Source organism: Klebsiella sp. w6 (assembly GCF_033100215.1).
Classification (GTDB): Bacteria; Pseudomonadota; Gammaproteobacteria; order Enterobacterales; family Enterobacteriaceae; genus Klebsiella; species Klebsiella variicola.
Window position 1 is genome coordinate 3,430,030 of sequence record NZ_CP136907.1, and the last position, 25,938, is coordinate 3,455,967.

31 protein-coding genes and 1 pseudogene are annotated in these 25,938 nt (G+C 56.9%); 23 read left to right on the forward strand and 9 right to left on the reverse strand.

What is annotated here, in order from left to right; translation table 11 throughout:
• Positions 1 to 164: 164 nt before the first annotated feature.
• Positions 165 to 1,607, forward strand: coding sequence for a DHA2 family efflux MFS transporter permease subunit (locus R0140_RS16995; protein WP_048964440.1), 1,443 nt, complete (start codon positions 165 to 167; stop codon positions 1,605 to 1,607).
• A 122-nt stretch (positions 1,608 to 1,729) separates the two neighbouring features.
• Here R0140_RS16995 and R0140_RS17000 read toward each other — a convergent pair whose 3' ends face one another.
• Positions 1,730 to 2,515 (reverse strand): SDR family oxidoreductase, encoded by a 786-nt coding sequence (locus R0140_RS17000; RefSeq protein WP_022065843.1) that lies wholly within the window; start codon positions 2,513 to 2,515, stop codon positions 1,730 to 1,732.
• Positions 2,516 to 2,566: 51 nt separating this feature from the next.
• Positions 2,567 to 3,463, reverse strand: coding sequence for a GntR family transcriptional regulator (locus R0140_RS17005; RefSeq protein WP_012542124.1), 897 nt, complete (start codon positions 3,461 to 3,463; stop codon positions 2,567 to 2,569).
• 192 nt (positions 3,464 to 3,655) lie between these two features.
• Here R0140_RS17005 and R0140_RS17010 point away from each other — a divergent pair, with 192 nt between their 5' ends.
• Genes R0140_RS17010 through R0140_RS17040 form a run of 7 tightly spaced genes read left to right on the forward strand, consistent with a single transcriptional unit; the run spans position 3,656 to position 10,334 of the window.
• Positions 3,656 to 4,468: an ABC transporter substrate-binding protein gene (locus R0140_RS17010; RefSeq protein ID WP_022065841.1), complete on the forward strand. Its 813-nt coding sequence runs from the start codon at positions 3,656 to 3,658 to the stop codon at positions 4,466 to 4,468.
• Positions 4,469 to 4,495: 27 nt separating this feature from the next.
• Positions 4,496 to 5,221: an amino acid ABC transporter permease gene (locus tag R0140_RS17015; RefSeq protein WP_023322396.1), complete on the forward strand. Its 726-nt coding sequence runs from the start codon at positions 4,496 to 4,498 to the stop codon at positions 5,219 to 5,221.
• A complete protein-coding gene (locus R0140_RS17020; RefSeq protein ID WP_100729939.1) occupies positions 5,218 to 5,958 on the forward strand; it encodes an amino acid ABC transporter ATP-binding protein in 741 nt (246 codons plus the stop codon). The genes R0140_RS17015 and R0140_RS17020 overlap by 4 nt, the downstream gene beginning before the upstream one ends.
• Positions 5,959 to 5,971: 13 nt before the next feature.
• Positions 5,972 to 7,147, forward strand: a complete 1,176-nt coding sequence (locus R0140_RS17025; protein ID WP_008807667.1) for a M20 family metallopeptidase — start codon at positions 5,972 to 5,974, stop codon at positions 7,145 to 7,147.
• Positions 7,144 to 8,244 (forward strand): mandelate racemase/muconate lactonizing enzyme family protein, encoded by a 1,101-nt coding sequence (locus R0140_RS17030; RefSeq protein WP_110185149.1) that lies wholly within the window; start codon positions 7,144 to 7,146, stop codon positions 8,242 to 8,244. Before R0140_RS17025 ends, R0140_RS17030 begins: the two co-directional genes overlap by 4 nt.
• Positions 8,231 to 9,400 (forward strand): M24 family metallopeptidase, encoded by a 1,170-nt coding sequence (locus R0140_RS17035; protein WP_317703868.1) that lies wholly within the window; start codon positions 8,231 to 8,233, stop codon positions 9,398 to 9,400. The genes R0140_RS17030 and R0140_RS17035 overlap by 14 nt, the downstream gene beginning before the upstream one ends.
• A gap of 10 nt (positions 9,401 to 9,410) precedes the next feature.
• Positions 9,411 to 10,334 (forward strand): dihydrodipicolinate synthase family protein, encoded by a 924-nt coding sequence (locus R0140_RS17040; RefSeq protein ID WP_023297410.1) that lies wholly within the window; start codon positions 9,411 to 9,413, stop codon positions 10,332 to 10,334.
• Here the strand turns inward: R0140_RS17040 and R0140_RS17045 are convergent.
• Entirely contained in the window at positions 10,318 to 11,415 is a 1,098-nt protein-coding gene (locus R0140_RS17045; protein ID WP_023322392.1) for a glutamine amidotransferase-related protein, read from the reverse strand. The two genes, R0140_RS17040 and R0140_RS17045, sit on opposite strands and share 17 nt — an antisense overlap.
• Positions 11,416 to 11,483: 68 nt before the next feature.
• On the opposite strand from R0140_RS17045, the gene R0140_RS17050 reads away from it, so the two are divergent.
• Both R0140_RS17050 and R0140_RS17055 read left to right on the forward strand, forming a co-directional pair.
• Positions 11,484 to 12,692 carry a pyridoxal phosphate-dependent aminotransferase gene (locus tag R0140_RS17050; RefSeq protein ID WP_023322391.1) on the forward strand — a complete coding sequence of 403 codons (1,209 nt, stop codon included), beginning with the start codon at positions 11,484 to 11,486 and terminating at the stop codon, positions 12,690 to 12,692.
• 386 nt (positions 12,693 to 13,078) lie between these two features.
• Positions 13,079 to 13,666 (forward strand): TetR/AcrR family transcriptional regulator, encoded by a 588-nt coding sequence (locus R0140_RS17055; RefSeq protein ID WP_022065835.1) that lies wholly within the window; start codon positions 13,079 to 13,081, stop codon positions 13,664 to 13,666.
• 26 nt (positions 13,667 to 13,692) lie between these two features.
• On the opposite strand, the gene R0140_RS17060 is transcribed toward R0140_RS17055, so the two are convergent.
• Entirely contained in the window at positions 13,693 to 14,469 is a 777-nt protein-coding gene (locus tag R0140_RS17060; protein ID WP_110203827.1) for a BPL-N domain-containing protein, read from the reverse strand.
• Between the two features lie 493 nt (positions 14,470 to 14,962).
• Between R0140_RS17060 and umuD the strand changes: the two genes are divergently transcribed.
• From umuD to R0140_RS17075, 3 genes are all read left to right on the forward strand, one after another.
• Positions 14,963 to 15,382 (forward strand): translesion error-prone DNA polymerase V autoproteolytic subunit, encoded by a 420-nt coding sequence (gene umuD / locus R0140_RS17065; RefSeq protein ID WP_008807676.1) that lies wholly within the window; start codon positions 14,963 to 14,965, stop codon positions 15,380 to 15,382.
• 2 nt (positions 15,383 to 15,384) lie between these two features.
• On the forward strand, positions 15,385 to 16,647 hold the full coding sequence (gene umuC / locus R0140_RS17070) for a translesion error-prone DNA polymerase V subunit UmuC (RefSeq protein ID WP_012968510.1): 1,263 nt from the start codon (positions 15,385 to 15,387) through the stop codon (positions 16,645 to 16,647).
• 262 nt (positions 16,648 to 16,909) lie between these two features.
• Positions 16,910 to 17,152 (forward strand): DinI family protein, encoded by a 243-nt coding sequence (locus R0140_RS17075; RefSeq protein ID WP_002901096.1) that lies wholly within the window; start codon positions 16,910 to 16,912, stop codon positions 17,150 to 17,152.
• Between the two features lie 171 nt (positions 17,153 to 17,323).
• Here R0140_RS17075 and R0140_RS17080 read toward each other — a convergent pair whose 3' ends face one another.
• Positions 17,324 to 18,460, reverse strand: coding sequence for a glycosyltransferase family 9 protein (locus R0140_RS17080; RefSeq protein ID WP_162822960.1), 1,137 nt, complete (start codon positions 18,458 to 18,460; stop codon positions 17,324 to 17,326).
• Here R0140_RS17080 and R0140_RS17085 point away from each other — a divergent pair.
• The 3 genes and pseudogenes from R0140_RS17085 (at position 18,455) to R0140_RS17095 (ending at position 19,771) form a co-directional block, all read left to right on the forward strand.
• Positions 18,455 to 18,611 (forward strand): annotated as a pseudogene (locus tag R0140_RS17085) (hypothetical protein). The gene R0140_RS17080 and the pseudogene R0140_RS17085 overlap by 6 nt on opposite strands.
• A gap of 95 nt (positions 18,612 to 18,706) precedes the next feature.
• Positions 18,707 to 19,207 carry a YbaK/prolyl-tRNA synthetase associated domain-containing protein gene (locus R0140_RS17090; protein WP_008807680.1) on the forward strand — a complete coding sequence of 167 codons (501 nt, stop codon included), beginning with the start codon at positions 18,707 to 18,709 and terminating at the stop codon, positions 19,205 to 19,207.
• Positions 19,208 to 19,324: 117 nt separating this feature from the next.
• Positions 19,325 to 19,771, forward strand: coding sequence for a DUF441 domain-containing protein (locus R0140_RS17095; RefSeq protein ID WP_008807681.1), 447 nt, complete (start codon positions 19,325 to 19,327; stop codon positions 19,769 to 19,771).
• Here the strand turns inward: R0140_RS17095 and R0140_RS17100 are convergent.
• Positions 19,755 to 20,549 (reverse strand): AraC family transcriptional regulator, encoded by a 795-nt coding sequence (locus R0140_RS17100; protein WP_008807682.1) that lies wholly within the window; start codon positions 20,547 to 20,549, stop codon positions 19,755 to 19,757. The genes R0140_RS17095 and R0140_RS17100 overlap by 17 nt on opposite strands.
• 106 nt (positions 20,550 to 20,655) lie before the next feature.
• Between R0140_RS17100 and R0140_RS17105 the strand changes: the two genes are divergently transcribed.
• Positions 20,656 to 21,831, forward strand: coding sequence for a CynX/NimT family MFS transporter (locus tag R0140_RS17105; RefSeq protein ID WP_162494479.1), 1,176 nt, complete (start codon positions 20,656 to 20,658; stop codon positions 21,829 to 21,831).
• Between the two features lie 31 nt (positions 21,832 to 21,862).
• Here the strand turns inward: R0140_RS17105 and R0140_RS17110 are convergent, their stop codons facing one another.
• Positions 21,863 to 22,555, reverse strand: coding sequence for a CTP synthase C-terminal region-related (seleno)protein (locus R0140_RS17110; protein ID WP_012968515.1), 693 nt, complete (start codon positions 22,553 to 22,555; stop codon positions 21,863 to 21,865).
• A gap of 145 nt (positions 22,556 to 22,700) precedes the next feature.
• Here R0140_RS17110 and R0140_RS17115 point away from each other — a divergent pair, with 145 nt between their 5' ends.
• Both R0140_RS17115 and R0140_RS17120 read left to right on the forward strand, forming a co-directional pair.
• Positions 22,701 to 23,210 carry a 2-thiouracil desulfurase family protein gene (locus tag R0140_RS17115; protein ID WP_012968516.1) on the forward strand — a complete coding sequence of 170 codons (510 nt, stop codon included), beginning with the start codon at positions 22,701 to 22,703 and terminating at the stop codon, positions 23,208 to 23,210.
• 4 nt (positions 23,211 to 23,214) lie between these two features.
• On the forward strand, positions 23,215 to 23,553 hold the full coding sequence (locus R0140_RS17120) for a DUF488 domain-containing protein (protein WP_162493323.1): 339 nt from the start codon (positions 23,215 to 23,217) through the stop codon (positions 23,551 to 23,553).
• Here R0140_RS17120 and R0140_RS17125 read toward each other — a convergent pair.
• Positions 23,543 to 23,782 carry a putative hemolysin gene (locus tag R0140_RS17125; protein ID WP_008807687.1) on the reverse strand — a complete coding sequence of 80 codons (240 nt, stop codon included), beginning with the start codon at positions 23,780 to 23,782 and terminating at the stop codon, positions 23,543 to 23,545. The genes R0140_RS17120 and R0140_RS17125 overlap by 11 nt on opposite strands.
• 301 nt (positions 23,783 to 24,083) lie before the next feature.
• Here R0140_RS17125 and R0140_RS17130 point away from each other — a divergent pair, with 301 nt between their 5' ends.
• From R0140_RS17130 to R0140_RS17140, 4 genes are all read left to right on the forward strand, one after another.
• Positions 24,084 to 25,097 carry a sensor domain-containing diguanylate cyclase gene (locus R0140_RS17130; RefSeq protein WP_023297404.1) on the forward strand — a complete coding sequence of 338 codons (1,014 nt, stop codon included), beginning with the start codon at positions 24,084 to 24,086 and terminating at the stop codon, positions 25,095 to 25,097.
• A gap of 57 nt (positions 25,098 to 25,154) precedes the next feature.
• A complete protein-coding gene (locus tag R0140_RS17135) occupies positions 25,155 to 25,256 on the forward strand; it encodes a YoaK family small membrane protein (RefSeq protein ID WP_004150782.1) in 102 nt (33 codons plus the stop codon).
• A 20-nt stretch (positions 25,257 to 25,276) separates the two neighbouring features.
• Positions 25,277 to 25,330 (forward strand): hypothetical protein, encoded by a 54-nt coding sequence (locus tag R0140_RS27835; protein ID WP_219725096.1) that lies wholly within the window; start codon positions 25,277 to 25,279, stop codon positions 25,328 to 25,330.
• A 119-nt stretch (positions 25,331 to 25,449) separates the two neighbouring features.
• Positions 25,450 to 25,575 carry a hypothetical protein gene (locus R0140_RS17140; RefSeq protein WP_012542130.1) on the forward strand — a complete coding sequence of 42 codons (126 nt, stop codon included), beginning with the start codon at positions 25,450 to 25,452 and terminating at the stop codon, positions 25,573 to 25,575.
• Between the two features lie 59 nt (positions 25,576 to 25,634).
• Here the strand turns inward: R0140_RS17140 and R0140_RS17145 are convergent, their stop codons facing one another.
• Entirely contained in the window at positions 25,635 to 25,898 is a 264-nt protein-coding gene (locus R0140_RS17145; RefSeq protein WP_004203731.1) for a DUF2534 family protein, read from the reverse strand.
• Between the last annotated feature and the right edge of the window lie 40 nt (positions 25,899 to 25,938).

The window sequence follows — 25,938 nt, forward strand, 5'->3', positions numbered from 1 at the left end:
GTGTTCATCCTGTTGTTAATGCATCCAACCGAGCCCGTGGTAGATGAAAAGAGATCTTCTCCTGACCAGGAGCCTACCGGCGCCATTGATGAAAATAAATCTATCATTGATAGAAAAATTGATCAATGATAGATTTTTAACGCATCGCACCTAAAGGTCATCCCATGAATATCAATCGAGATACGCAGGTAAAGAAAACAAACCATGCTGGCCCCATCAATGCCATCCCGCCGGTTTTGTGGCTGCAAGCCGCCATCATCACCCTTGGGGCATTCGCTACCATGCTCTCATCCACCATGCTCAGTGCTGCGCTTCCGGCCATGGCAAACGGCCTTGGGGTGACGGACGCCTCCATCCAGTGGATAGCCACCGCGTACCTCATGGCGCTGGCCGCAGGCGTTCCGGTTAGCGCATGGGCGGTAAAACGGTTTGGCGCCACCCAACTTTGGCTCTATGCACTTATTTTATTTGGTGTTTTCTCGGCAGTTTGCGCGTTATCCCCGAATGTCGAGGTGCTGCTCGCCGCCAGAATAATGCAAGGTCTGGCAGGCGGGTTACTCGTGCCGGCCGGGCAGACGATCCTGGGTCTGGTGGTCGGTCGTGAGCGCCTCGGGCGGATCATTGGTACGATAGGCGTGGCTATCGTCATTGCGCCCTTACTGGGAACGTCTCTGGGTGCCGTGCTGCTTCAGGTCTGCGGATGGCGAGTCTTGTTTTTTATTAATGTCCCCTTATCTCTCTGTGCCTGGCTTGCGGGATGGAAATTACTCCCTCGCCCGACAATAAAAAATGATAAGCCGCTCTCCCTGGACTGGATGGGGTTAATACTGATTCTTTGTAGCCTTCCCCTGCTCATGGAGGGTATTAAAGGTGTCAGCCTGAATAGTGGTGAAAATAGCGGGAACATTATCTTACTCAGCGTGGGCGCACTGTTTATCGGCTTGTTTATCTTTCGCTCTTTTCGCATTGACTCGCCTTTACTTCATCTCAGCCTTTTCAAACATCGTGGCTTCACATTATCGGCGTTGCTGATGGCTATCGGAGGTGCGGTGAATTTTGGTGGACAGTTCCTGCTCCCGTTGTATTTCCGCGACGTTTGCCATGAAGCACTGGCTGATGTGGGTTTGCTCCTTACCCCGCAGTTAATCGGTTCTGCCATAGGATTCCCGGTCGCCGGTTATTTCTCAGACCGGCTGGGTCCTCGCGTGGTGCTGATCGTTGGCGGCTTGATCTCGGTGTTAGCGACATGGCCGCTGGCCATGATTGATGGAGGCAGTAGCTACCTCCTGGTCGGTAGCGCACTCGCTATCAGAGGGTTCGGTTTAGCCCTTGCGACAGTGCCGGCGATGGCGGCAGGCCTGGCGATGGCGGGTACCCGTCATGTTTCTGATGCAGCACCGATTCTCAACATCCTGCAGCGTGTTGGCGCGATGGCTGGCGCGGCCCTGGTGACGGCGTGCTACGTCAGACTGGCGCATACGCAGGGTAGCTTAGCCGCCTTTCAGCACGCCGGGTGGATACTGATCAGCGGCGCCATACTGCTCACCCTTTCAGCACTTTTCATGGTGAACCATCAGGGATCATCAACGCGGGAAGAAACAAGATAACCGGTCTGGCGTCCTGTCCCGCACCCGGTACGCAATAGTTAACACCTCATTCTGAATGAGCGCGAGAGAGGCGTGAATGCCAGTCAACGACACCAGCGACTGGCATTGCACGCGACTCCCCACTAAACCGAACCAATCAATCCGCCATCGACCCGGATCACCGCCCCGGTAATGTAGCTGGCAGGCTGGCTTGCCAAAAAGGCAGCGGTAGCGCCGTACTCATGGGGGTGGCCATAACGTCCCGCCGGAATGCTCAGACGACTCTTCTCCGCGACCGCTTCCGCAGTGGAATGTTCCCGTTTCGCCTTGATAGCATCCAGCTGCCCCACCCGGTCGGTAGCAATGCGCCCAGGCACCATCACATTCACCGTGACGCCGTCGGCCGCCACTTCAGCGGCAAGGGTTTTCGACCAGCCGAGTAAGCTCATGCGCAGCGCATTCGACAGGGCGAGACCCGGAATAGGGGCAATCACACCGGACGAGGTGGAGGTAATAATGCGTCCCCAGCCACGGCTGCGCATGGCGGGCAGTAGTTTATCGGTGAGCTGGATCAACGAGGCGACCATTACTGAAAATTGCTGTTGCCAGACGGCGCCGTCCGTCCCCTGTGCCAGCGTGGGCGGTGGGCCACCGGAATTATTGACCAGAATATCGATGTCGCCCCAGTGCTCGCGGATATCGGCGATGACCGTATCAAACTGTTCCGGGACGGCAAGATCCAGCGGCCAGGCGCGGGCGGTACCGCCCAGCTGAGTGATGCGTTCCACCGTTTGCGCCAGCTTCTCTCTGTTGCGGCCTGTCACGGCGACCTTCACGCCTTCCTGCGCCAGCGAGCAGGCGATAGCCTGTCCAAGACCACTTCCCGCACCGCAAACCAGTGCCACACGCTGTTGTATCTGCAAATTCATAAATGCTCCTGATTGTATTTTCAGGAGCATTATGTGCAATAGTGATGCCAGTTATACGCGTGGGCTTTTTACATTGACCTGGTCAAACGCGTATTGCAGGTGTTTTCTCATCAACTCTGCCGCCTGTTCCTGTTTGTTCTCTCGCAGGGCATCAATGATGGCAACGTGCTCTTCGCACCACTCTTTTACGCGACGCTTATTGTGATAGCTACCAAATTCCAGCAGGCGGCGCAGCCGGTTTTGCTGCTGAATAGCCTGTAATACAAACAGGTTGCCGCTGGCCTCTGCCAGCAACTCATGAAACGCCGCATCGGTTTCGAAAATCTCTTTGGCCGGGACCTGCGTAATGTCCGGGTGGGTGATGAGTCTCAGATGCCGGGCGCGCAGACGTTTAAGCATCTGCCGGTCAACATGCAGGTTGGGCGTCAGCAACGCCATCGGTTCAATCATCAGGCGAAAACCGTAGCTATTGCGCAGAGCGATATCGGAGTTCAGGGTTTGCAGAAAGCGCCAGCCATGCCCTGCATTGCGGGCAATCAGGCCATCCTCCGATAGCTTCACCAGTGTACGGGTCAGCACGCCGCGATCAACATCATAGCGCTGGCTGATTTCGGTCTGGGTAAAGGATTCCGGCAGGATACCTGCAATGCGGTCATGGACCAGTTGCTCGTACAACTTCTGGTCATTGCTCTTGGACTGCTCAATCTCCAGCTGATCCAGCTCATTACTGCGTTTAAGCAGGAAAAAACCCTGGTTTGGCCGCGCTTCAACCGCCCCCATTCGGGTCAGTTCCTTGAGCCCGGCACGTACCGGCGTACGCGAAACACCCAACGCATCGGCAAGATGTTGCTCACGTAAATGATGACCTGGATCGAATCTTGCTTCAGATATCAGGTCGAGTATTTGCCGGGCTATCCGGCGACTGCTCGCAGTGGAGTCAGGCTGCATGAATTCACGATTCCCTGAAGTGCATTGTTGTGGTCGATATATACAATATCACGAGCAACAAAACGCAGCAAAGTAAAGCAAGGAGTGCACGCTTAACGTGCAATACGCACCAGAATGAGACATTTTTTTCACACGCATAATTGTATTTATTGACTCACTAAATTCAATTTAAACCTTAGCCAGGAGACGACTATGTCCAGCAATTCTTTTCTGTTTCGCCATGTGCGTACTTTGATGTTCGCGCTGACCGCCCTGCCGCTGGTCAGCCATGCGGCGGTGGAAACCATCGCCAAGGGTCAACTGACCTATGGAACGGCAGCGACGTTCATGCCTTTTGAATACGTGAAAGCAGGCAAGCTTACCGGCTTCGATATCGACCTGATCAACGCGCTAAGCAAAGAGATCCAACTGACGCCGGCGCCAATGCCGATGGAATTCAAAGGGCTTATTCCGGCGCTGCAGGGTAAACGTCTGGATATCATCAACTCCGCCATGTACGTCAATCCGACCCGTGCCGAGCAGGTTGACTTCGTACCCTATCTGAAAATCGGCAGCCGCGTGGTGGTCCGCAAAGGTAACCCGGCCAACATCACCGGACGTGACCTGAGCCTCTGCGGCAAAAACATCGCCGTGACGCTCGGCGGGATCGAAGAGAGCCAGGCGCGGGCAGACAATCAGCGCTGCGTGGAGGCCAAAAAACCGGCCATCAACGTCATGACGTTCCCCGCCGCCACCGATTCCGCCGTGGCCGTCGCCCAGGGACGTGCCGATGCCGAGTTCCTCTCCACGCCGGGCACCGTCGCCCTGTTTACCGAAAAAGCCGGCATGTTCGAAGCGGTTGGCGCCGAGTTCGAAGCGAATACTCACATCGCCTTTGCCGTGCGTAAAGGCGATACCGCAACCCAGGCCCTGCTGGAGCAAGGTCTGCAGAGCCTCGTCAAAAATGGCACCTACACGCAACTGATTAAGAAGTGGAACTTCCCAGACTCCGTTGCCCTTTTCTAACCCGTTTGCCATTAACCGGAGAACGCTATGTCGATCGATTTAATGTGGCAGTACTTCCTCTCCCCCGAATTTATTCGGGGTGCGTGGATGACGCTACTGATTACCCTCTGCTCACTGTTGTGTGGCGTGGTGCTGGGCCTGGTGTTGGCGCTGTTGCAGGAAGCGCCGTTTCGCGCCGGGAAAGGGCTGGCCTTTTTCTACCTGTGGCTGTTTCGCGGGACGCCGGTGCTGTTCCAGATAATCTTTGTCTACAACGTGCTGCCAGGCTTCGGCTTACGCTTCTCCGCGTTTACCTGTGCAGTGCTGGCCCTTTCGCTCAATGAAGGCGCCTACATGGCGGAAATTCTGCGCTCTGGCCTGCAGGCGGTGAAAAGCGGCCAGCGCACCGCCGGCATGGCGCTGGGGATGACTCACGGCCAGATCATGCGAAAAATCGTTCTGCCTCAGGCCGCACGCATCGTTCTGCCGCCGATGGGTAACCAGATGATCAGCATGCTGAAATCGAGCGCGCTGGTCTCGGTTATCGCCGTTCAGGAACTGCTGCTGGTCGCTAACCAGGCCGCCAGCGCCAGCTTCCGTTACTTCGAAGCGCTTTGCGCTGCGGGCATCTATTACCTGCTGCTCACCAGCCTGTTCATGATCTTCCAGTCGTGGCTGGAAGGCGTGCTGGATCCCAGGCAGCGCCGCAGCAAAAGCCAGAAGCGGCTGACTCGCCTGTTTAAATTACCGAAAACCGTCCGGGAGGAACCATGAGTGAGAAACCGCTGCTGGAGATGATCGGCATTGATAAGACTTTTGGTCGCCAGACCGTACTCAAAAACTGCTCTCTGACCGTGCAACGCGGAGAAACCGTGGTGCTGATTGGCCCGTCCGGCTCGGGAAAATCCACCCTGCTACGCTGCGTCAACATGCTCTCGCCCGCCGACAGCGGCGATGTGTTCTTCGCCAGCCGGCACATCAGCCGGGGCGATGTGCCGGCGCACAAACTGCGTCAGCGCATTGGCATGGTGTTCCAGAACTACGAGCTGTTCTCGCACCTGACCGCAGCGGAAAACATCATGCTGGCCCCGATGACGGTGTTGGGAATGAACCGTATTGATGCCCGCAAACTGGCGGACAACCTGCTGGCAAAAGTGCGCATCAACGAACGTGCAGACCATTTTCCGGACGAGCTCTCCGGCGGACAGCAGCAGCGCGTGGCGATTGCCCGGGCGCTGGCGATGAAGCCCGAGCTGATGCTCTACGACGAGCCCACTTCCGCCCTCGACCCGGAGATGATCCGTGAAGTGCTGGAAGTCATGGCGGAGCTTAGCGCAGAAGGCATGACCAGCATGGTGGTGACTCACGAAATGGGCTTCGCCCGTCGGGCCGCTAACAAGATTCTGTTTATGGAAGACGGCGAAATTATCGATCGCGCCAACACCAGCGATTTCTTCGCAGGCCATGTCAGCGACCGCGCGCAGCGCTTCCTGACGCAAATATTACATTAATCACGGAGTTCCTATGTCCAGTTATCAGGTTGACAGCGCTCGTATGAAAAAGGACTTAGCGACGCTGGTTGCCATCAACACGGAGAATCCACCGGGCCATGAGCGCGAAGCCGCCGAATGTCTGGAAGGCTGGCTGCTGACCGCCGGGTTCGATCTCTCCTTTAGCGAATACGCACCGGGGCGGACCAACGTTATCGCCGTCCTGAACAATGGACCGGGGCCGTGTTTCGCCTTTAACACCCACCTTGACACCGTTCCGGCGGGCAGCGGCTGGGCCAGCGATCCCTTCACGCTCACCGAGCGTGACGGACGCCTGTATGGACGCGGCGCCTGCGATGCCAAAGGCCCGCTGGTGGCGATGGTTGAAGCCCTGCGTCTGCTGGCTGCCAACCGTCAGCAGTGGTCCGGCACATTGATGGGGGTGTTCACCGCCGATGAAGAGGTCGCCAGCGAAGGGGCGAAATTCTACGTCCGCGATAATCCGCCGGCGATTGATTTCGCGGTGATTGGCGAGCCGACCTCAAATGCCACCTTCTCCGCCCACAAAGGCAGCTTACGTCCTCGCGTGCGGGTTAAAGGCGTCACCGCGCATTCCGGTACGCCGGAGCTGGGGGTTAACGCGATTTACCAGTCAGCGCGTCTGTTAGGGTTGATTGAAGAAGCCCACCACCAGCAGGTGCGTTGCCGCTGCCACGATCTGGTCGGCAACGCCAGCCTGACGGTAACCCGCATCCACGGCGGCCATGCGGACAACGTGGTGCCAGACAGCTGTGAGCTGCTGCTTGACCGTCGCATGGTTCCGGGCGAAGACGAAGAGGTCGTCAAAGCCGAACTGCAGCAACTGCTCGACCACGCATACGCACATGCAGGTGTGGAAGCCGAAATTATCGCCTGGCAGCCCACTACCGGCGGCGCGACGCAAACCGACAGCCGCGAAGCCATTGTCGAGCAAAGCCTTGCTGCCTGTCGCCGTCATGGGCAGAGCGAACCCGGCCCGTTTGGTTTTCAGGGGGGATGTGACCTGGTGCATTTCCGTTCGCTGGGCGCAAAAGGCGTCGTGATTGGCCCCGGCTCGCTGGCCGTGGCTCACAAACCCGATGAATTTGTCCCTGTCGATGAATTTATCGCAGCGGCCTACCTCTATCTCGATATTGCGCTCGCCATGCTGCCGCCGGAGCCCGGTTTATGAAAGCGCAGCTCTTTCGGGGAGATCTGCATTACGCCGATGTGACGCTGCATACCGCTGCCTCTGGTCCGGTGACGGCGCTCGACACGCTCTGGCTGCGTCTGGAAGACCAGGGGGTGACCGGGATTGGCGAAGTGCGGCTCAACATTCGCTACCTGCATGGCTACCGCGAAGAGCAGGTGCTGAACAACCTGCTTCAGATACTTCGCCGCTGGGACTGGCGCCAGGCGCCCGCCGCGCGACTCGCCGCGCTAGATGACGAAGACTGCACGCTCCTGCCGCCATCGCGCATGGTGCTGGATATGGCCTTGCACGACCTGCTGGCGCGTCAGCAAGGGGTAAGCGTTGCCGCCTGGCTGGGGGCGCGGGATGGCCTGCCTGCGTGGCACACCAACCAGACCCTGTTCTGGGGCAGCGAGAGACAGATGCTGGAGCAGGCGCAACGCTATGTCGATCGCGGTTTCACCCAGCTGAAGTTGCGCACAGGCGTGGCGGATTTCGCTACCGACCTGGCCCGTCTGCAACGGCTGCGCCAGCGGTTCGGCCAGCAGATTTCGCTGGCGATTGACGTGAACGGCCAGTGGTCTCTGGCGCAGGCTCACGCGGCATTCCCGTCTCTGCGCGAGCTGAAGCTCAGCTACATCGAACAGCCGTTAAGCCCGGCAAACGACAGACAGCTTGCGGAGCTGTACGCCTACGGCATCCCGATCATGCTCGACGAAAGCCTCAACAGTGATGCCGCCATCACCCGGCTGATCGCCGCCAAAGGTGCGCTGTGGGGGCATCTCAAACTGGTGAAACTGGGTGGCCTTGCGCCGACGCTGGCCGCCGCCAACCGGCTGCGACTCGCCGACGTGCCATTCATGATTGGCCAGATGAATGAAGGCCATGCTGCCACCGCCGCCGCGCTCCAGCTGTGTCGTGTCGTGCAACCGGCATTTGCCGAGCTGTATGGCGCCGATGGCTTAACGGATGATCCCGTCAGCGGGCTGGAATACCGCAATGGCCTGGTCACCGTCAATGACTCACCCGGTCTGGGCGTGCAGTTTAATGCCGCGCAGGCCCACTTACTCCAGGAGTTTACTCATGCAAGATGTTAACAATGTGATTCAGGGCAGTGAGTCCGCCTTTAGCGCTGATGAATATGCGCAACGCATTCGACGCACCCGCGAACGCTTAAGCCGCGCGGGCTTGGACGTCATGATCGTTACCGGCCCGGAAAACATTTTCTGGCTCACCGGTCAGCAAACACCGGGCTATTACACCTTCCAGGCGCTGTTGCTGCCGGTAGAAGGGGATCCGGTGTTTGTGATTCGTCAGCTCGAATACTTTAACTTTATCGCCAACACCTTTATTTCTGACGCCGCCATCTACCAGGATGGCGATAACCCGGTGGATTTCCTGGTGGGCATGCTGCAACAGCGCGGCTGGCTCCACAAACGGATTGGGCTGGACAAACGCGGTTGGTTCCTGCCGGTTGCCGTGTATGAAGCCCTGCAGGCCAGGCTCGGCACCATTGCCGATACCGCGGGCGTCATCGAGCCGCTGCGCGCCGTGAAATCGGCGGCGGAGGTGGAAAAAATCGCCATCGCAGCGCGCTATGTGGACGCGGGCATGCGCGCGGGCATGGCGGCGATTCGCAGCGGCGCAGACGAAAACGCGCTGGTCTCGGCGATGATGGGGGCCGCCATTGCCGCCGGTTCCGAGTATGTCGGCATGGAACCGCTGGTCTCGACCGGCCCACGCAGCGGCGTGCCGCATGGCACATGGCGTCGTCGGGTGATGCAGGATAACGACCCGGTATTTCTGGAAATGTCAGCGGCTCACGACCGCTACCACGCCGCGATGATGCGCTCCGCCTGGCTGGGGCGGCCGCCCGCTATCGCCATCGAAATGGAAAAAGTGTGTCAGGAAGCCCTGCAGGCCTCTCTTGATGCCATTCGTCCAGGCGCCACCTGCGAAGCGCCGCACCTGGCCTGCCAGAAGGTGATTGATCGCGCCGGGTTCACCGAAAACTTCAAAAAACGCACCGGTTACTCCATCGGTATCGCCTTTGCGCCGGACTGGGGCGAAGGCGGCATTCTCAGTCTGTATCGTGGCGTCACCACTGAGCTGCAGCCAGGAATGACCTTCCACATTCCACCGGCTCTGCGGATCTACGGTCAATTTACCGTCGGCGTCAGTGAAACCGTGGTGGTGACCGAAACCGGATATCGTCAGCTGGGTTCCCTGGCTCGCCCTCTCACACTGCTGTAAGGAAAGAAAAATGAAAGATATCAATGAATGCCGTGAACGCCTGCGCGGTATTTTCAACATCACCGTCACCCCGTTCACCGCCAGCGGCGCGATCGACTTTCCGGCGTTACGTGAAAATATTGAACGCGTGATTGGTCTGGGTTATGACGGTCTGCTGATTGGCGGCACCTACGGTGAATTCCCGGTGATGACCGTCGAAGAACGCCGTGAGCTGTTTCATCAAGTCATGGCCTGTGTGGATGACCGCGTGGCGGTCATGCTGTGCAGCGCCAGCGCCGACCCGCGCGATGCCCGCGAGCTGACGCTGCTGGCAAGCGAGCTGGGCGGCCTGCCGATGGTGACCGCGCCCTTTGTTAGCGAAATCACTGACCAACAGATCGTCAGCTACTTCAAAGAGATGGCTCCCTTATCCAAAACCGGCATCCTGGTGTACAACGCGCCGGGCATCGGCATCACCCTCTCCCCGGCGCTGCTGGAACAACTGGCAGAGATCCCCAACGTGGTCGGCATCAAACAGGGCGATCTCAACCCCACCGCCATCGACCAGATTGCCAACCGTCTGCGTGGGCGTCTGCGCCTGTTCTGTGCTTCCGATCTGGCCTTCCTCGGGCCAATGATGGCCGGGTTTGACGGCATCAGCACCACCAACAGCGGCGCGCTGCCGGAGCTGATTATCAATACCTTCCGGGCCGTGGAACAGGGCGATGCCGCCACGGCCCGCGATCTGCATCAGCTGTGGTACGCGTATCGCGCGCTGGCGCGCAAACATGGTCAGCCGCAGCTGGTGAAAGCGGCGATGGCGCTGCGCGGTTTTAACGGCGGCACCGTACGCGCACCGTTAAAACCGATCGACGACGCGGCGCTGGCGGAGCTGACTCACGTCATGTCGGCGCTTGCCAGCGACAGCCGTAGCGGCGTTACGCTGGCGCGTTAAGCGCCGCCCGTAAAAAGGCGACGAACAGCGGATGGGGCGCATCCGGGCGGGACATCAGTTCCGGGTGCCCCTGCACACCATGCCAGAACGGCAGTTCCGGCTGGGAGATGGCCTCCACGATATCGTCCGTTTGCGCACTGACGCTGACCCCGCTGCGATCCAGCGCCGGTAATAAGTCGGTGTTAAAGCAGTAGCGATGGTTGTAGTGCATTTCGCGGATATCACCGGGGATCAACCCGAAGGAAAAAGGGAATACGCCGCAGCGATGACGGCCATCAACAAAGGGAACAAAGCTGTGCAGAGCCTCATCCGGAGCCACTTCGGCGGGAATGGCTGATTCGCAACCCGGACGTCGGCGCACGACTGCGGTCATCATGCTCTGCATTCCCAGGCATAACCCCAGCGTGGGCTGTCCGCGGGCAAGCGTATCTTCCGCCACGCGGATTTGTCCCTTGACGGCGGCCATCGAGGAACCGCCTGGCAACACGACGCCCTGGACGTCGTGGAGGTCGTGTAACCCAGGGGACAGACTGACCGGCGCGAAGAAATGGACCTCCAGGTTCAGCCCCAGCGACGCCGCGGCATCACCCAGTGAGCCAAGCGTGGCGGGGTAGACCAGACGGTGGTCTGACTCACGGCCAATCAGTGCGATGCGCAAGGACGTCCCGGCAGAGGATGGCTCCCCGGCATCCCAGCGACCATAGCGATCGGCGGTGAGGTCTAACACCGTATGTTGCCCGTCGCTGAGCGTCAGGCGCTGGTTGCGGTCATCGCTGAACAGCCGTTGGCCCGGCAGGTCGGCGATAAGCGCTGCCTGCGAGGACGCCAGCACAATGACAGCATCTGACTCAGGCAGGCTGGCGATATCGCGCACCTCTTCACGCAGCGTATCGCTGCGCCAGAGGCCGCTGGTCACGCAGTACCCGGCACGAATGACGTGCTGATGGCTGTCGGGAACATCGCCGGCGAAGTCGGGGCGAAGGCTCCAGAGAGGCAGTCCAAGACGATTAGCCCACAGGCTGGCGGTAATACCGTAGCGAGCGGGCGCAGAGGTGTTATCGAGAATAAAGATCGGTGACACGGCGAGTTTCCTGCTGAGGTTGGGGACCTAATTGTATTAATTGAATCATTAGATACAAAAGAGGATTTATGAATAACAGTCAAATCGCCCGTCGTATGCAATCTGTACGCCCTTCACCGACAGCGGTCATTTCTGACCAGGTACGGGCACTGGAAGCCGCAGGCAAGCCGGTTATCAACCTGGGCGAAGGAGAACTGGATTTTGCTACCCCGGCCCATATCAGCTATGCGGGCATTGAAGCGATCGTGCATCATCAGACTAAGTATACCGCCGTTTCCGGCACCGCCGCGTTAAAGGAGGCCATTGCCGCCAAGTTCGCTCGCGACAATCAGTTGCATTACCGTCCGCAAGAGATCATCGCAGGCAGTGGCGCCAAGCAGCTTATTTTCAATGCTTTTCTGGCCACCCTCGACGCCGGGCAGCAGGTCATCATTCCCGCCCCCTACTGGGTCTCGTATCCGGATATGGTCTCTCTGGCCGATGGCGAACCGGTGATTGTGCCCTGTGATGAACAAAACGGCTGGAAGCTGACGCCGGAACAACTGGCCGCCGCCCTTACCCCATCAACGCGCTGGCTGATCCTCAACTCGCCGGGCAACCCGACGGGGGCGATTTACAGCGAGCAGGAACTGCGTGCCCTGGCTGCGGTGCTGGCGGATTACCCACAGGTGCTGGTGATGGCCGACGATATTTACGAGCCGCTGCGCTATGACAATATCCCTTTTACCACTTTTGCCCAGGCCGCCCCGCAGATGGTTTCACGTACCCTGACGGTAAACGGTGTGTCCAAAAGCCACGCCATGACCGGCTGGCGTCTGGGCTATGCGGGAGGGCCGCAATGGCTGATTGCCGCCATGCAGATCCTGCAATCACAAAGCACCTCCAACCCCAGCAGTATTTCGCAGGCTGCGGCGGTCGCAGCGCTTAACCACTCAGCCAATTTCTTCGACGGCTGGCTCAACGTGTTAGATAAACGCCGCCAGCAGGTGCTGGGAATGATTGCCGCCACCGATGGCCTGAGCGCCACCGCTCCCCAGGGGGCATTCTATGTGTTTGCTAACTGCCAGGCGCTCATGGGCCGGATGACCCCTGGCGGCGAAATCCTTCGCAACGACAGCGCGCTGGCGAACTGGCTATTAGAACAAACCCAGGTGGCCGTTTTACACGGCTCCGCGTTTGGAATGCCGGGGTATTTGCGTATTGCGTATGCGATAGAAGATGGCCTGCTAACCCAAGCCTGCCAGCGGATAGCGGGCGCCTGCGCGCAATTGCGTTAAAAGCGTGTGGTGGCGCAGCGGCTACCCACGCGGCGGCAAACCACGCTCGGTCTGAAAAATGCCGTGCTTATCGCCTACCTTGCCGATAAGCACGTTGTCATCATGATAGCTCACCGGGTAATAGCGACGTTCTCTTTCCCGGTTTTCCACTCCACCGTTGCGGCCACCACCGCACGCGGCAGGAATAGCATCCTGCGCATAGCTAATAATAAAGCAACCTCCCTGCAGCTGAATTTATACCAGACCCACAAAATAGATTTTCGTTATTTTGTTAATGCTATAAAAAACACAATGCTAACAGCTATCCCCGAATGTTGAACACGTGCAAGGTTTCAGAAATTATGATATAGTTCGCGCTTTAATGGATAGTGATTAAGGTTGAAATATTGAAAACGGCCAATTTTTCTGAGTTGATAAAAATAGCTGCGCTACAACTGTTCAGAGAAAAAGGGTTTAGCAATGTCTCAACCCGTGATTTGACGCAGAAAATGAATATTTCCAGAAGTCATATCTATCACTATTATCGAGACTGGGAAACGCTCAAGAAATCCACTATTCAGTATATGTTTGAAAATGACATACAAGAATGTCATGCGTTTTTAAACGCGTCAGAAAAAATGAGCGCTAGTGAAAGAGTAAACCTCTATATCAGAACGCTGTTACCCGATGCACCTTCGGCACACTGGCTGCTCTACCTTGAACTATGGCCAATGGCAGCACGCGATGCGGATTATGCTAAATTAGTGCACGATCACTCCCTGCAATGGATCACTATTCTTGAAGGCATCATTAGCGTAGGGATGCAGGAAGGCGAGTTCCTTGCGGAAAACGCCGCTACCTCAGCCAGACAAATAAACACATTAATTGATGGGTATTCCAGCTTGCTGATCCTCGATTATTCAGAAGACAGACGCAGCATTTTTCTTAATGAAATATCTGAGCTTGCCTTTAAAATCCTTAAAAAGGATTTCTGAGTGGGTGAAGCAAGGTAGCGTATCAGTTAACCCTTTTTTATATTGAGATAACTTAAAATACGCTGCATTTTACTTTCTGCCGTCGTATTCCCTGGCGCAGCGCTGTCTATCCAGGTCTCATCGGCTTCAGGATGCGGACCTGACAGGATGATGTTTCCCTTACCATACCGGTACTTACCAATGGCGATATCTCCATTCTTGTAGTAAGCGATCGGCTGGAATCCAGTACTTGAGATACTACTGTTGAGATAAGGCCCATCCTGGTAGTAAAAAGGCTCTTGTTTATTATTCCATGTCAGTTGCAGGGTATAATCGCCTTCATCAACGGCCTGCGAACCGGGTCTCCCCACCTCTGATTCTAAAGGCGCATCAATAAGCCCTATCCAGTCTTTGTCGGCAAGATAGGCTCCCATACAAAGACCAAGAAAGGATTTGCCACTTTTCACAAAATTGCGGATAGCCTCTGCCCCTTCATCACCCAGGGCTTGATAAGAGCCGGGTATATCCTGACCGCCGCCAGGTTGAATATAGAGATCGAATTTTTTCAGTGTTTGCGCATTTAATTTCAGCTTTTCTTTTTCGCCAACATAAGAGATGTGCAGAGGCAGGCCTGTCGCGACCAGCGATTTTACCACCATTTCAGAACAGCCTGGGCACCCGGCCTCCCCGCGATAAACGGCGACATTATAACTCTCTGATTGCGAGGGCTTTGCCAGCACCGATGCGGTGAAAAAGGCGAAAGAAAAGGCAACCGTTAGTATTTTTACTTTTTTAAGTCTGGTGCCCTGGAAAAAAATTTTCATGTCAGTAGATCCCCTGGTTATGTAGTGTCATGGTTAATCACAGCGTATCACTTTCGGATCCCGCAGATGATAAAGATAAATTAGAGCAGTTGCTCAAATCCATCCTTGCCATCAAATTTGTCAAGCCATTTAAGTTAAAATAAATAATGTCTTTCCACACTGAAAGATAAAGGTGACAATATTTTATAAACATCCTCCAATGAAACATCCTCATACCCTTCGCTTTCTCAATAATATTAAATACCGAAGAGAGGGTGAAAAAAGAGTCGATCATGCTCCATGTAATACAGCGGTCGTCTTACCGGGCAAACATCAACCTGGGCGTACTGGTCGCGCTACACAGCGATGGCAGTTCAGCAACAACACCACATGGCATGTTTTACATAAATCATCATTATATTCATGCAGTTATAAAAACAACGTCACGTGCGCCTTGATCCATCAGCACATTCAATAATACTGTATATAAAAACAGTATTCGAGGATCGATACCATGCAGTTTACTCGGCCAACTGAGATTTCGCCCCCACTCATGCTCCCCCTCTTCTCCGAGAGGGTGCCCTGCGGATTTCCCAGCCCCGCTCAGGATTATGTTGAGGACAGGCTGGATCTCAATAAATTATTGATAAAACATCCGAGTGCTACCTACTTCATCAAAGTCAGCGGAGAGTCTATGCGTGATGCCGGCATCAGTGATGGAGACCTTTTAGTGGTTGACCGCTCACTGTCTGCCGTACATGGTGATATCGTCATTGCGGCTATCGCAGGTGAATTCACCGTGAAAGAACTTCGCACTCATCCTTTTTTACAGCTAGTGCCGCACAATCGCGATTACGCTTCCATTTCGTTTCATAATGCCGAAGAGTTAGAAATATTTGGCGTGGTCATTTTTAGCATTAAAGCGCATAAATAATTATGTTTGCCCTCGTCGATGTCAATAATTTCTATACTTCTTGTGAAACGGTTTTTCGCCCTGATTTAAAGGGGAAGCCTATTGTGGTCGTGTCCAATAACGATGGCTGCATTATTTCTCGCTCTGCCGAAGCAAAATCCCTCGGTATAAAAAATGGCGAACCTTTCTTTAAAATAAAAAATAACCCTTATTATTCCAGTGTTCATTTTTTCAGTTCTAACTATGCGCTTTATGCCGACCTCAGTGACCGTGTTATGCAAACGCTCACGGCAATGTCTCCATCAATAGAAATCTACTCCATCGATGAAGCCTTTATTAATTTATCCGGAGTAATGAATTGCGTCCCCTTATCCACCTTCGGCCATGAAATAAGAACTAACGTATTGAAAAATACTGGCTTAACGGTGGGCGTAGGTATTGCGCAAACCAAGACATTAGCCAAGCTCGCTAACCATGCCGCCAAGACATGGCGCGGCACGGGCGGCGTTGTCGACTTATCCAATATTGTGCGCCAACGCAGGCTACTCGCCCTTGTCCCTGTTGAAGAGGTCTGGGGCGTTGGGCGAAAAATGAGTAAAAAACTTAATTTAATGGGTATTAATACCGCTCTGGATCTGGCAGAAAGCTCATTATGGGTCATAAAAAAGCACTTCAATGTGGTGCTGGAAAGGACCGTTCGCGAACTGCGTGGTGAGCCATGTTTTGAGCTACAAGAATTTTCCCCAACAAAACAACAGATTATTTGTAGTCGCTCTTTTGGCAACCGGGTAACGCAGTATTCAGATATGCATCAAGCCATTTGCGCCTATGCTGAGCGAGCAGCAGAAAAATTACGCAGTGAGCATCAATTTTGCCGCTTCGTTAGCGTATTTGTCCGGACGAGTCCGCACGCCGTTAATGAAACATATTATGGCAACCAAGCGTCAATGAAGCTATTAACGCCGTCTAATGATACCCGTGACATTATAAATTGTGCCACAAACTGCCTGCAGAGAATTTGGATTGATGGTTATCGATATATGAAAGCCGGTGTTATGCTTGCTGATTTCTTCAGTAATGGCATAGCGCAGCTAAACTTATTTGACGATAACGCTCCGCGCAAAAATAGTGCTGCGTTAATGGATGTTATCGACCAATTAAATCAATCCGGGAAAGGAAAGGTCTGGTTTGCCGGTCAGGGGATCGAAAAATCCTGGGCGATGAAGCGTGAAATGCTTTCCCCGGCTTACACCACCCGATATTCAGACCTACCCGTCGCGAAATGAATGTACGCAGGTAATGACATCGCTTCGGGTGAAGGTCACTGCGTTTACCAGGCCTACGCAATCAGCGATAACGCCTTTGCAGCGCGGAAATCCCCTCCGCTCGTCAGTGAGGCCTGCCTGACCGCCGGCGGACGAGGTGCTGCTTTTGCGCGCAACCCTCTCCCGCACGAGGTTGCGGATGAGCAGCACCGCGGCATTCGCTTGACACTGTACATTAATACAGTAAAACTATCGCCCGCGATCAGCATACAGAGGACAGAAGATGTTTGTGGAACTGATTTATGACAAGCGCAATTTTGCCGGGCTGCCGGGTGCCAGAGAGGCCATTCTTAACGAACTGACCAAACGCATGCAGCGCATTTTCCCGGAAGCGGAAGTGCGGGTGAAGCCGATGATGACGCTTCCGGCGATCAACACCGACGCCAGCAAGCATGAAAAAGAGCTGATCAGCCGTACGGTGCAGGAGATGTTTGAAGAAGCGGATATGTGGCTCACTGAAGAGTGATGCCGCCCGTCGTTGGCGGTGGCCATCTCTTTAAGAGCTTTCCCGGATGTGTCAGAGCTGCGGGCAACAGTACAATAGCGGCGGTTGCAGACTGGCAATGCAACCTTCGCTCACCTGCAGGCTCTTGCATACGGCCAGCAGGTGAGCCCTACCAGCCTCCCCTCATCGCCCTCACAGCGTCTCCGGTAGCGCCGCTATAATTCTATCCACCAGCTCGCGATGCTGATGGACCTTCCCGCATTTAACAATGATCTGCCTGGCGTTGTCATAGCCCGGGGCCCACAGCCGGTTATTGAGCAGAACGTCCTTATAGACCGCGATCAGCGGTTTGTTCCACGCCGCCGCCATATGCACCACCGAGGTGTCCGGAGAGATAATCAGCTCCGCCTGGGCAATCAGCGCCATCGCATGGTGCAGCGTGTTAAACGGATTAATCACCACCTCCGGCGGCAGCGAGATGCGGATCTCACGCCGGTGATCGAGCAGAATAACCGCCAGCCCCGGATGGCGAGCCCGCAGCTTGTCGAGCAGTTCGGCCAGCTGCGTCTGGGAGAGACTCCGGTCGGCATGGCCGGCAAAAATATTAATCACTACCGCTTTTCCGCTCAGCGACGCCAGATACTGCGCCACCTCCTGCATAATCGGCCCGGGCACCGCCAGGTCGTAAGTGTCCAGAGCGCGGGTGTCCAGTTGGAGATAGTCGGCGATCAACGCGAACGTCTTCGTTACGTGCCAGCGCTGGCAGTCAAAATCAAAAGAGTGAGAGTAATGTTTAATCGATGGCCATTTATTAAACCCGAGTACTGATTTGGCTTTTATTTGTCGAAAAAGCCGCAGGCGATGCACGGGAATATCGAACAGCGAAGGGTCAATAATAATATCGTACTTATTATTAGCCAGTTCATTAATGACGTCGCGGGGAACGTTATGGTTAAATTTACGCAAAAAATCAGCGGAATTGACCGGCTCAGCTTCATAAATATGGCGGATCCGCGGGTTATAGCGCATCACCTGGCTGTTAGAGGTCGTCAGCAGAAAATCAACGATATAACCTGACTGATGCAGGCATTTTACCAGCGCGGAATCCACCACCACATCGCCGACCGCCCCCTCATTACGCATGAGTAAGACAGTTTTCGCGGACGACAAATCCACCGGCTGCCGGCGTCGGCGGTCCCAGAGCGCTTTCGCCACTCCCACCCGCAGGGCATTACGTACTTTCTTAGTAAAGTAATTCCGCCGTCTGTTGAGCTCCCTTATTTTATTAAACTTCTTGCGTGGGGAACCCTGCATGGTTGCATCGTGCATCATCCTAACCTCATTACGGCAATTATTAATATTCTGTGTCGTCCGATAGAGACTGAGCGAAATAAAAAAAGTTCGATTGAAAATGAAAATCATTCTTTTTTTTATTTACAAAACTCGTCTGCGCCTGCGAGATTGCACCACAGCACTGTGAAGCAATAATGAGCGAATGGTGAATTTCCCGGCCCACCGTTGGCAGGCTGACGCAACAGCGCTAAGCTGGCGGCTTGATGATGTCAGGAGGACGCTATGCTTGAAGCAGTAGAAGGTAATATCCACCAGCGCCTGTGCGCGCTGCTCGACGAACACCAGGCGCGCTACCGGGTGATGGCGCACGACGCGGTCGGCCAGTGCGAAGCCGTCTCGGCGATCCGCGGCACCGCGCTTGGCCAGGGCGCAAAAGCGCTAGTCTGTAAAGTAAAAGGAAACGGCGTCAACCAGCATGTGCTGGCGATCCTCGCCGCCGATCAGCAGGCCGATCTCGCCAGCCTGGCCCGGCATATCGGCGGCAGCAAAGCCTCGCTGGCCAGTCCGGCGGAAGTGGATGCCCTCACCGCCTGCGTGTTCGGCGCCATTCCCCCCTTCAGCTTCCATCCGGCGCTGCGGCTGGTGGCCGACCCGCTGCTGTTTGAGCGCTTTCCACAAATCGCCTTTAACGCCGGACGCCTGGACCGGTCGATCATTCTCGATACCGAGGATTATTTACATATCGCCCGACCGGAGATCGCGACCTTTCGCCGCCTTAGCTAACCGGGCATCCGCCCTGATTTTCGCCGCATGGCGTGAAAATCCTGTTTATTCACGCCACGATGCGTAGAGTAAGCGGGATATTTTTTGGCTTTCTTTTTTTGGCAAGGACCTCTGTACATGTTTGATACCACCCTGTTGATCCTGCTGGGTCTGGCGGCGCTCGGCTTTATCAGCCATAACACCACCGTAGCGATCTCTATCCTCGTGCTGATTATCGTGCGCGTTACACCGCTGAACACCTTCTTTCCCTGGATTGAGAAACAGGGGCTGACCGTCGGGATCATTATTTTAACCATCGGCGTGATGGCGCCTATCGCCAGCGGTACGCTGCCGCCCTCGACGCTGATCCACTCCTTTATGAACTGGAAATCACTGCTGGCGATTGCGGTCGGGGTGTTTGTTTCGTGGCTCGGCGGGCGCGGCGTAGCGCTGATGGGCACCCAGCCGCATCTGGTGGCCGGGCTGCTGGTCGGCACGGTACTCGGCGTCGCCCTGTTTCGCGGCGTCCCGGTCGGACCGCTGATTGCCGCCGGGATCATCTCATTGTTTATTGGGAAGTCGTAGCCAGGCTGCCGTGATAGCGGCCCGGCGTCTGTCCGAGTCCTTTTTTAAACATGGTGATGAAGGCGGTGGTGGAGTCATAGCCCAGCGCCTGAGCCGTTTGCTGCACCGTCTGCCCGCGGATCAGCAGCTGCAGCGCGAGGATCAGCTGCAGCTGATGGCGCCAGCGGCGAAAGCTCAGCCCCGTTTCGCGCACCACCAGGCGGGCCAGATTGCGCTCGCTCATCGCAAACACCGCCGCCCACTGGCTCAGGGTCTGCCAGCGCGCCGGATCCTCGGCCATCATCGTCACCATCTGACGAATTTTCGGGTGGTTTGATACCGGCAGCTGCAGGTGCTCCTGCGGCTGCCGGGGCAGCTCATCAAACAGAACCTGCACCAGCCGGGCCGTGGCAGGGGCGGCCAGCAACTCCCCGCCGCGTTCCGCCAGGGTGAGGATCAGCTCCCGCACCAGTGGGGAAATCTTTAACGTACAGCAGCGGTCCGGCATCGGCGCGGCGCCCGGCTCGATGAACAGGAAACACACCTGGGCGCCGGGGGTGGCGCGGTTACTGTGGGAAAGCTGTCCCGGGACCCACACCGCATACTGCGGCGGCACCATCCACATCGCGTTCTCCACCTCGCAGGTCAAGGCGCCGTGCAGGGCGAGGATCAGCTGCCCCTTACGGTGAGAATGCGCCGGAATATACTGCTCCGCCTCCACCACCTGAATACGAAAGGCAATGGCCGATTCGTGGCCACTGTCCGGTTCATAACCATCCAGACCCAGTCCGATCATCATGTTGTCCGATATTAGCGATAATCTGTCATTTTAGCTTGATTTAAACAGAGGACAAAGTCGCTATCGTAACCCCCTCGTTAGTTACCTTGAGAATGATATGTCTTCTGTGATCTCCTCTACCGGCCGCCGCCCCGCGCTGCTGATTGCCGGTATCTTGCTCATCGCCACTACCCTGCGCGTGGTCTTTACCGGCGCGGCGCCGCTGCTGGACGCGATTCGTAGCGACTATGGCCTGACCACCGCGCAGACCGGGCTACTCACTACCCTGCCGCTGCTGGCCTTTGGCCTTGTTTCGCCGCTGGCGGCAGGAGTTGCCCGCCGGTTCGGCATGGAACGCAGCCTGCTGCTGGCGATGCTGCTAATCTGCGCCGGCATTGCCCTGCGCTCCCTGCCCTCCGCTGCACTGCTGTTTATCGGCACGGCGGTGATCGGCTGCGGTATTGCGCTGGGCAATGTCCTGCTGCCCGGGCTGATTAAACGCGATTTCTCGCAGCATGTCGCGCGGATGACCGGCGCCTATTCCCTGACGATGGGCGGCGCGGCGGCGCTCGGCTCGGCGCTGGTGGTTCCCGTGGCAATGGCCGGATTCGGCTGGCGCGGCGCGCTGTTGCTGCTGATGGTCTTCCCGCTGCTGGCAATCCTCAGCTGGCTACCACAGTCCCGGCACCGGGCGGAGGCGCCATTGACCGGCTCAGGCGCCATGCATAATCGGGGGATCTGGCGGTCGGCGCTGGCCTGGCAGGTGACGCTGTTCCTCGGCATCAACTCGCTGGTCTATTACGTGATTATCGGCTGGCTGCCGTCGATTCTACAGAGTATGGGCTATAGCGAAGCGCAGGCCGGCTCGCTGCATGGCCTGCTGCAGCTGGCGACCGCCGCGCCAGGTCTGGCGATACCGTTGATCCTGCATCGGCTGCGCGACCAGCGTGGGATCGCGGTGCTGGTCGCCCTGATGTGCGCCATCAGCGCCGCCGGGCTGTGGCTGCTGCCAGGGCTGGCGATCGGCTGGACGCTGCTGTTCGGCTTTGGCTCCGGAGCTACCATGATCCTCGGCCTGACGTTTATCGGCCTGCGCGCCAGCTCGGCGCACCAGGCCGCGGCGCTGTCAGGGATGGCGCAGAGCGTCGGCTATCTGCTGGCCGCCTGCGGGCCGCCGCTGATGGGTAAGATCCACGATGCTAATGGCGACTGGCATATTCCGCTGCTGGCGGTGGCGCTGATTTCGCTGGTGATGGCGGTCTGCGGCGCCCTCGCCGGACGAGACCGGGAAATCCATTCCTGAAGATGACCGGCAGCGCCCGCTGCCGGTGGGTTTATTGTGCCGCGGCGCGAATCAGCGCCTGTACCAGCGGCGAGGGACGCCCATCCAGCGCGTGGCGTTCATGCTGGAACAACGTGGCGACAAAAAACGGGTGCGTCACCAGCTCGACGGCGCGGATCTCACCCTCTTCATCCCAGCCGGTGACGCGCAGATCGCCCTGTTCCAGCTCACCGGCAAACGCGCTGTCCACCCCGTACCGGCAGTGGTAGCCCTCTTCAATGCTCTCCCGGCCATAGGCGCGGGCAATCAGCGTATTCGCCCGCAGCTCGACGACGGCGGAGGTCTCCACCAGCGAACAGCTAAGGGGAGCGATCACCATCCGCCCTTCGCTGTCAGTTTCCGCATGACCGGCATCCTGCCAGCCGAGCACGTTACGGGCGTATTCAATCACCGCGTGCTGAAAGCCGCCGCAGGTGCCGAGGAAAGGGATGCCGTTTTCGCGGGCATAGCGGATCGCAGTAAAGGCCCCCTGCGGATGACGATACGGGCTACCGGGAACGACCCAGACGGCATCGTACTCGGCCAGCGCCTCGCCGGAGACGATCGATGGGGTGGCGAGCCAGTCATATTTCACCGGCTGCTCCAGCACGGCGGCAGCATCGTCTATCGCCAGGGGAATGGCCTGATGGGCAACAATATCGGGGTGATAATCGCCGACGAGGGCGAGGCGTAAAGGGGTTTTCATAGCAGGTTCCTTATGTCTGGACGAGACGAGCAGCACAAGGCACGTCAGGATAGCGATCCCTCCAGTGGAACACAATCCTTATTTTCGCCCCACCGCCCCCGCCGGCGGGTAAGGTATACTGGAGCAAGCGTGAAAGGGAGAAAGGATGAAAAGTAAGCTTTTGGTCAGCGCCTGCCTGATGGGATTCCAGGTGCGGTATAACGGTAGCGAGAAGGCACAGCTGGCGGCGACGCTGTCCCGCTGGCAGCAGACGGGGCGGCTGGTGATCCACTGCCCGGAGCTGGCGGCCGGTCTGTCCACGCCCCGTCTGCCGGCGGAGATCGTCGGCGGCGCAGGTGGAGATGTCCTTGCCGGGCGGGCGCGGATCGTGGAAAGCGACGGCCGCGACGTCACGGGACATTACCAGCTGGCCGCCTGGCTGGCGCTCAGCGCCGCCCGGGAAGCGGGCTGTCAGGCAGCGTTACTCACCGATGGCAGCCCTACCTGCGGCAGCCAGTTTGTCTATGACGGCTCCTTTCGCGGACGACGCAAAGCGGGCGCCGGGGTCGCGGCCGATCTGCTGCGCGCTCACGGCATCACGGTATTTTCCGACGGGCAAATCCCGCAGTTGCTCGCCTGGATGGCACAGAGGGAGCAGGATGATGATTCAATGTAAACGGGTGTATGACCCGCAGGAAAGCAGCGACGGCTACCGGGTGCTGGTCGACCGTCTCTGGCCGCGGGGGATTAAAAAAGAGGCGCTGGCCTGTGATGAGTGGTGTAAGGCGTTAACGCCTTCCGCTGAGCTGCGAAAAGCCTTTCACGGGGAGGCGATCGATTTCGCCCACTTCAGCCAGCGCTATCGCCAGGAGCTCGACACCCATCGTGAAACGGGCCTGCGGCTGGCGGCGCTGGCGCAGCGCCAGCCGTTGACGCTGCTGTACGCTGCGAAGAACACCGAGCAGAATCATGCCCGGGTGTTGGCCGCCTGGCTGGCGGCCCTGCCGGTTACGATTTAGCCGGATGATCCCGGCGCCACAGCGCCCACTCGTCGAGGGTTTCGCCGCTGGGTAGTTTGCACTGGGTGCTAACGCCCTGCGGCGTTTGCACCGGCACCCGGGTACCGCCGGATTGCTGACAGTACACCGACGCGGGATTGGCCATGCCGATGGTTTTCGTCGGCGCGGTGGACTGCGGCTGGGCACAGCCGGCTAATACCAGTGGCAGAATAGCCAGTAACTTTTTCATCGTTCCTCCCTTTCCTGAATGCCCGGGGATTTTAGCCTGAATCTCCACGTTTTCTCCATCTTGCCTGCACTTTTCCCCCGTAGAGTAGCCCCTGTTCTCGAACTGACCAGAGAACAGATCATTCCATAATCAATGAGTTTTTCCCCGTCGCCCCCGACGGGGCTTTTTTTCCTGCCGCGTGGACAAGTATTCCCCAAACAGATGTGATAAATTTAAAAATATCACTGTTTATTCGACGCTGATGTCCGTTTGCAGCCCATTATGCTGGGGTGACGTTTGGCGTGCTGGAGCTGTATTATTCATGTCAGATTTTATTCTTGCCCGGGTGTCGCAAACCCTCGCTGCGGAACAGTCCCTGGAAACCCTGGTGCGCCAGCTGCTGGAGATGCTTGAGGCGGTGACCCGAATGGAGTCCACCTATCTTACCCGCATCGATATCAACGCCCAGCGGCAGCAGGTGATGTTCGCCCATAACAGCAGCGAAATGCAGATCCCGGAAGGATTCTCCGTCCCCTGGGATGAATCCCTGTGCAAACGCGCCCTTGAGGACCAGTGCACGTTTAGCAACGACGTGGCCCATCGCTGGCACTCCTGCATCGCCGCCCAGGAGCTGGGGATCGCCACCTTTTTAAGCATTCCCGTCCGCCTGGCCGATGGCTCGCTGTTCGGTACCCTCTGCGCCACCAGCCGACAGAAGCAACCTTATAATCTCGAAGGTGAACAGGTGATGGGCCTGTTCGCGAAGCTCATTTCCCACTACGTGGAAAAAGACACCCTGGTGCAACAGCTGCAGGCGGCTAACGTCGCGCTGGAGCTGCACTCGTCGACCGATGAGCTCACCCAGCTTCCTAATCGCCGTGCGCTGTTTAAGCAGCTGGCGCTACGCTTTGCCTCCGCCCGCGCCCAGCAGCAGCAGGTCTCGCTGATTTTTATCGATCTCGACGGTTTCAAAGCCATTAACGATCGGTTCGGTCATCCGTGCGGCGACAGCTTTCTGGTACAGGTCGGCGAACGACTCACCGCCGTCGCGCGCCGCGAGGATATCGTTGGCCGCCTTGGCGGCGATGAGTTTTTGATCGTCGGTAGTGCCCAGCAACCTGCCGCGCAGCAGGCGTATGTCACGACCCTGCGCCAGGCCCTGTGCGGCGTCTACTTCCTCGGCGAACAGCGTATCGACTATGAGGGCGCCAGCTTCGGGGTGATCATCTGCGATCCGCAGAGTATCGATGTTGAAGCGGCCTTACGCGCCGCCGATGAGGCGATGTACCAGGATAAGAAGTCCCGCCGTCAGGAGAATTTCATTCATATTGACTAAAGTACCGCGATATCCAGTATCATGCAGGGCATCATTCGTGGGTACAGGGACACTATCATGAAATTGGGTATTCTTTTCCCGGTGGCGATCTTTATCATCGCCGTCGTCTTTCTCGGCTGGTTTTTTGTCGGCGGCTATGCGGCGCCGGGTGGGGCATAATGAAAAAAAGCACCATTATTATGCTGGTTGTCGCCATCGTGGCGGTGGCCGGCAGCCAGTTCGGCTGGTGGTGATCGCGGCGGCGATATTGCGGAGTTATCCTATCCCATCAACAAGTTAACCCTTTACACTCACGTTATCCACCGCGGCATTCTCTGCCCCGGGGAAAGCAGAATAGCGGGAGAAGTAAGGGATGAAAAAACCGATCGTGTTACCGTTGATTATTGCGCTGTGCACGCTGTTATCGGGATGCATTATTGACGATGGGTACCACGCCCATCGCCATCACCACCATCATCACTATCATGACGATGATTAATCCTTCAGGCTGTTGATGAGCCGAAAAGACAGGGCGAACCGCGGTTCGCCCGTTGACGCTTAATCCTGGCGCTCGTCGCCGAGGAAAATAAAGCCGAGGGGGATAGCGAAGAGCGCGGTAAAGACAATGCTGTAAACCGTCACCATCGCGCCCTGCAGGAAGAACATGGACGTCGTCCACTCTGAGTACGGCATATTGTACTCGCTCACCACGCCCCCGAAGGTCGCCCGCCCCACCACCGCCAGCGCGATAGCAAACACCGCCGCGAGCGACAGACAGTATTTTTTGCAGTTTTTATTGCTGAGGAGTTTTTGCAGAATCATCGGGGCTTCCTTTTTGCTGAGCGATAAACGGCTGTATATG

Excerpts from the sequence above, each read along its gene's own strand:
- R0140_RS16995 (WP_048964440.1), top strand. The coding sequence starts at position 165 with ATGAATATCAATCGAGATACGCAGGTAAAGAAAACAAACCATGCTGGC.
- R0140_RS17000 (WP_022065843.1), bottom strand. The coding sequence starts at position 2,515 with ATGAATTTGCAGATACAACAGCGTGTGGCACTGGTTTGCGGTGCGGGA.
- R0140_RS17005 (WP_012542124.1), bottom strand. The coding sequence starts at position 3,463 with ATGCAGCCTGACTCCACTGCGAGCAGTCGCCGGATAGCCCGGCAAATA.
- R0140_RS17010 (WP_022065841.1), top strand. The coding sequence starts at position 3,656 with ATGTCCAGCAATTCTTTTCTGTTTCGCCATGTGCGTACTTTGATGTTC.
- R0140_RS17015 (WP_023322396.1), top strand. The coding sequence starts at position 4,496 with ATGTCGATCGATTTAATGTGGCAGTACTTCCTCTCCCCCGAATTTATT.
- R0140_RS17020 (WP_100729939.1), top strand. The coding sequence starts at position 5,218 with ATGAGTGAGAAACCGCTGCTGGAGATGATCGGCATTGATAAGACTTTT.
- R0140_RS17025 (WP_008807667.1), top strand. The coding sequence starts at position 5,972 with ATGTCCAGTTATCAGGTTGACAGCGCTCGTATGAAAAAGGACTTAGCG.
- R0140_RS17030 (WP_110185149.1), top strand. The coding sequence starts at position 7,144 with ATGAAAGCGCAGCTCTTTCGGGGAGATCTGCATTACGCCGATGTGACG.
- R0140_RS17035 (WP_317703868.1), top strand. The coding sequence starts at position 8,231 with ATGCAAGATGTTAACAATGTGATTCAGGGCAGTGAGTCCGCCTTTAGC.
- R0140_RS17040 (WP_023297410.1), top strand. The coding sequence starts at position 9,411 with ATGAAAGATATCAATGAATGCCGTGAACGCCTGCGCGGTATTTTCAAC.
- R0140_RS17050 (WP_023322391.1), top strand. The coding sequence starts at position 11,484 with ATGAATAACAGTCAAATCGCCCGTCGTATGCAATCTGTACGCCCTTCA.
- R0140_RS17060 (WP_110203827.1), bottom strand. The coding sequence starts at position 14,469 with ATGAAAATTTTTTTCCAGGGCACCAGACTTAAAAAAGTAAAAATACTA.
- umuD (WP_008807676.1), top strand. The coding sequence starts at position 14,963 with ATGCAGTTTACTCGGCCAACTGAGATTTCGCCCCCACTCATGCTCCCC.
- umuC (WP_012968510.1), top strand. The coding sequence starts at position 15,385 with ATGTTTGCCCTCGTCGATGTCAATAATTTCTATACTTCTTGTGAAACG.
- R0140_RS17075 (WP_002901096.1), top strand. The coding sequence starts at position 16,910 with ATGTTTGTGGAACTGATTTATGACAAGCGCAATTTTGCCGGGCTGCCG.
- R0140_RS17080 (WP_162822960.1), bottom strand. The coding sequence starts at position 18,460 with ATGCACGATGCAACCATGCAGGGTTCCCCACGCAAGAAGTTTAATAAA.
- R0140_RS17090 (WP_008807680.1), top strand. The coding sequence starts at position 18,707 with ATGCTTGAAGCAGTAGAAGGTAATATCCACCAGCGCCTGTGCGCGCTG.
- R0140_RS17095 (WP_008807681.1), top strand. The coding sequence starts at position 19,325 with ATGTTTGATACCACCCTGTTGATCCTGCTGGGTCTGGCGGCGCTCGGC.
- R0140_RS17100 (WP_008807682.1), bottom strand. The coding sequence starts at position 20,549 with ATGATGATCGGACTGGGTCTGGATGGTTATGAACCGGACAGTGGCCAC.
- R0140_RS17110 (WP_012968515.1), bottom strand. The coding sequence starts at position 22,555 with ATGAAAACCCCTTTACGCCTCGCCCTCGTCGGCGATTATCACCCCGAT.
- R0140_RS17115 (WP_012968516.1), top strand. The coding sequence starts at position 22,701 with ATGAAAAGTAAGCTTTTGGTCAGCGCCTGCCTGATGGGATTCCAGGTG.
- R0140_RS17125 (WP_008807687.1), bottom strand. The coding sequence starts at position 23,782 with ATGAAAAAGTTACTGGCTATTCTGCCACTGGTATTAGCCGGCTGTGCC.
- R0140_RS17130 (WP_023297404.1), top strand. The coding sequence starts at position 24,084 with ATGTCAGATTTTATTCTTGCCCGGGTGTCGCAAACCCTCGCTGCGGAA.
- R0140_RS17135 (WP_004150782.1), top strand. The coding sequence starts at position 25,155 with ATGAAATTGGGTATTCTTTTCCCGGTGGCGATCTTTATCATCGCCGTC.
- R0140_RS17140 (WP_012542130.1), top strand. The coding sequence starts at position 25,450 with ATGAAAAAACCGATCGTGTTACCGTTGATTATTGCGCTGTGCACGCTG.
- R0140_RS17145 (WP_004203731.1), bottom strand. The coding sequence starts at position 25,898 with ATGATTCTGCAAAAACTCCTCAGCAATAAAAACTGCAAAAAATACTGT.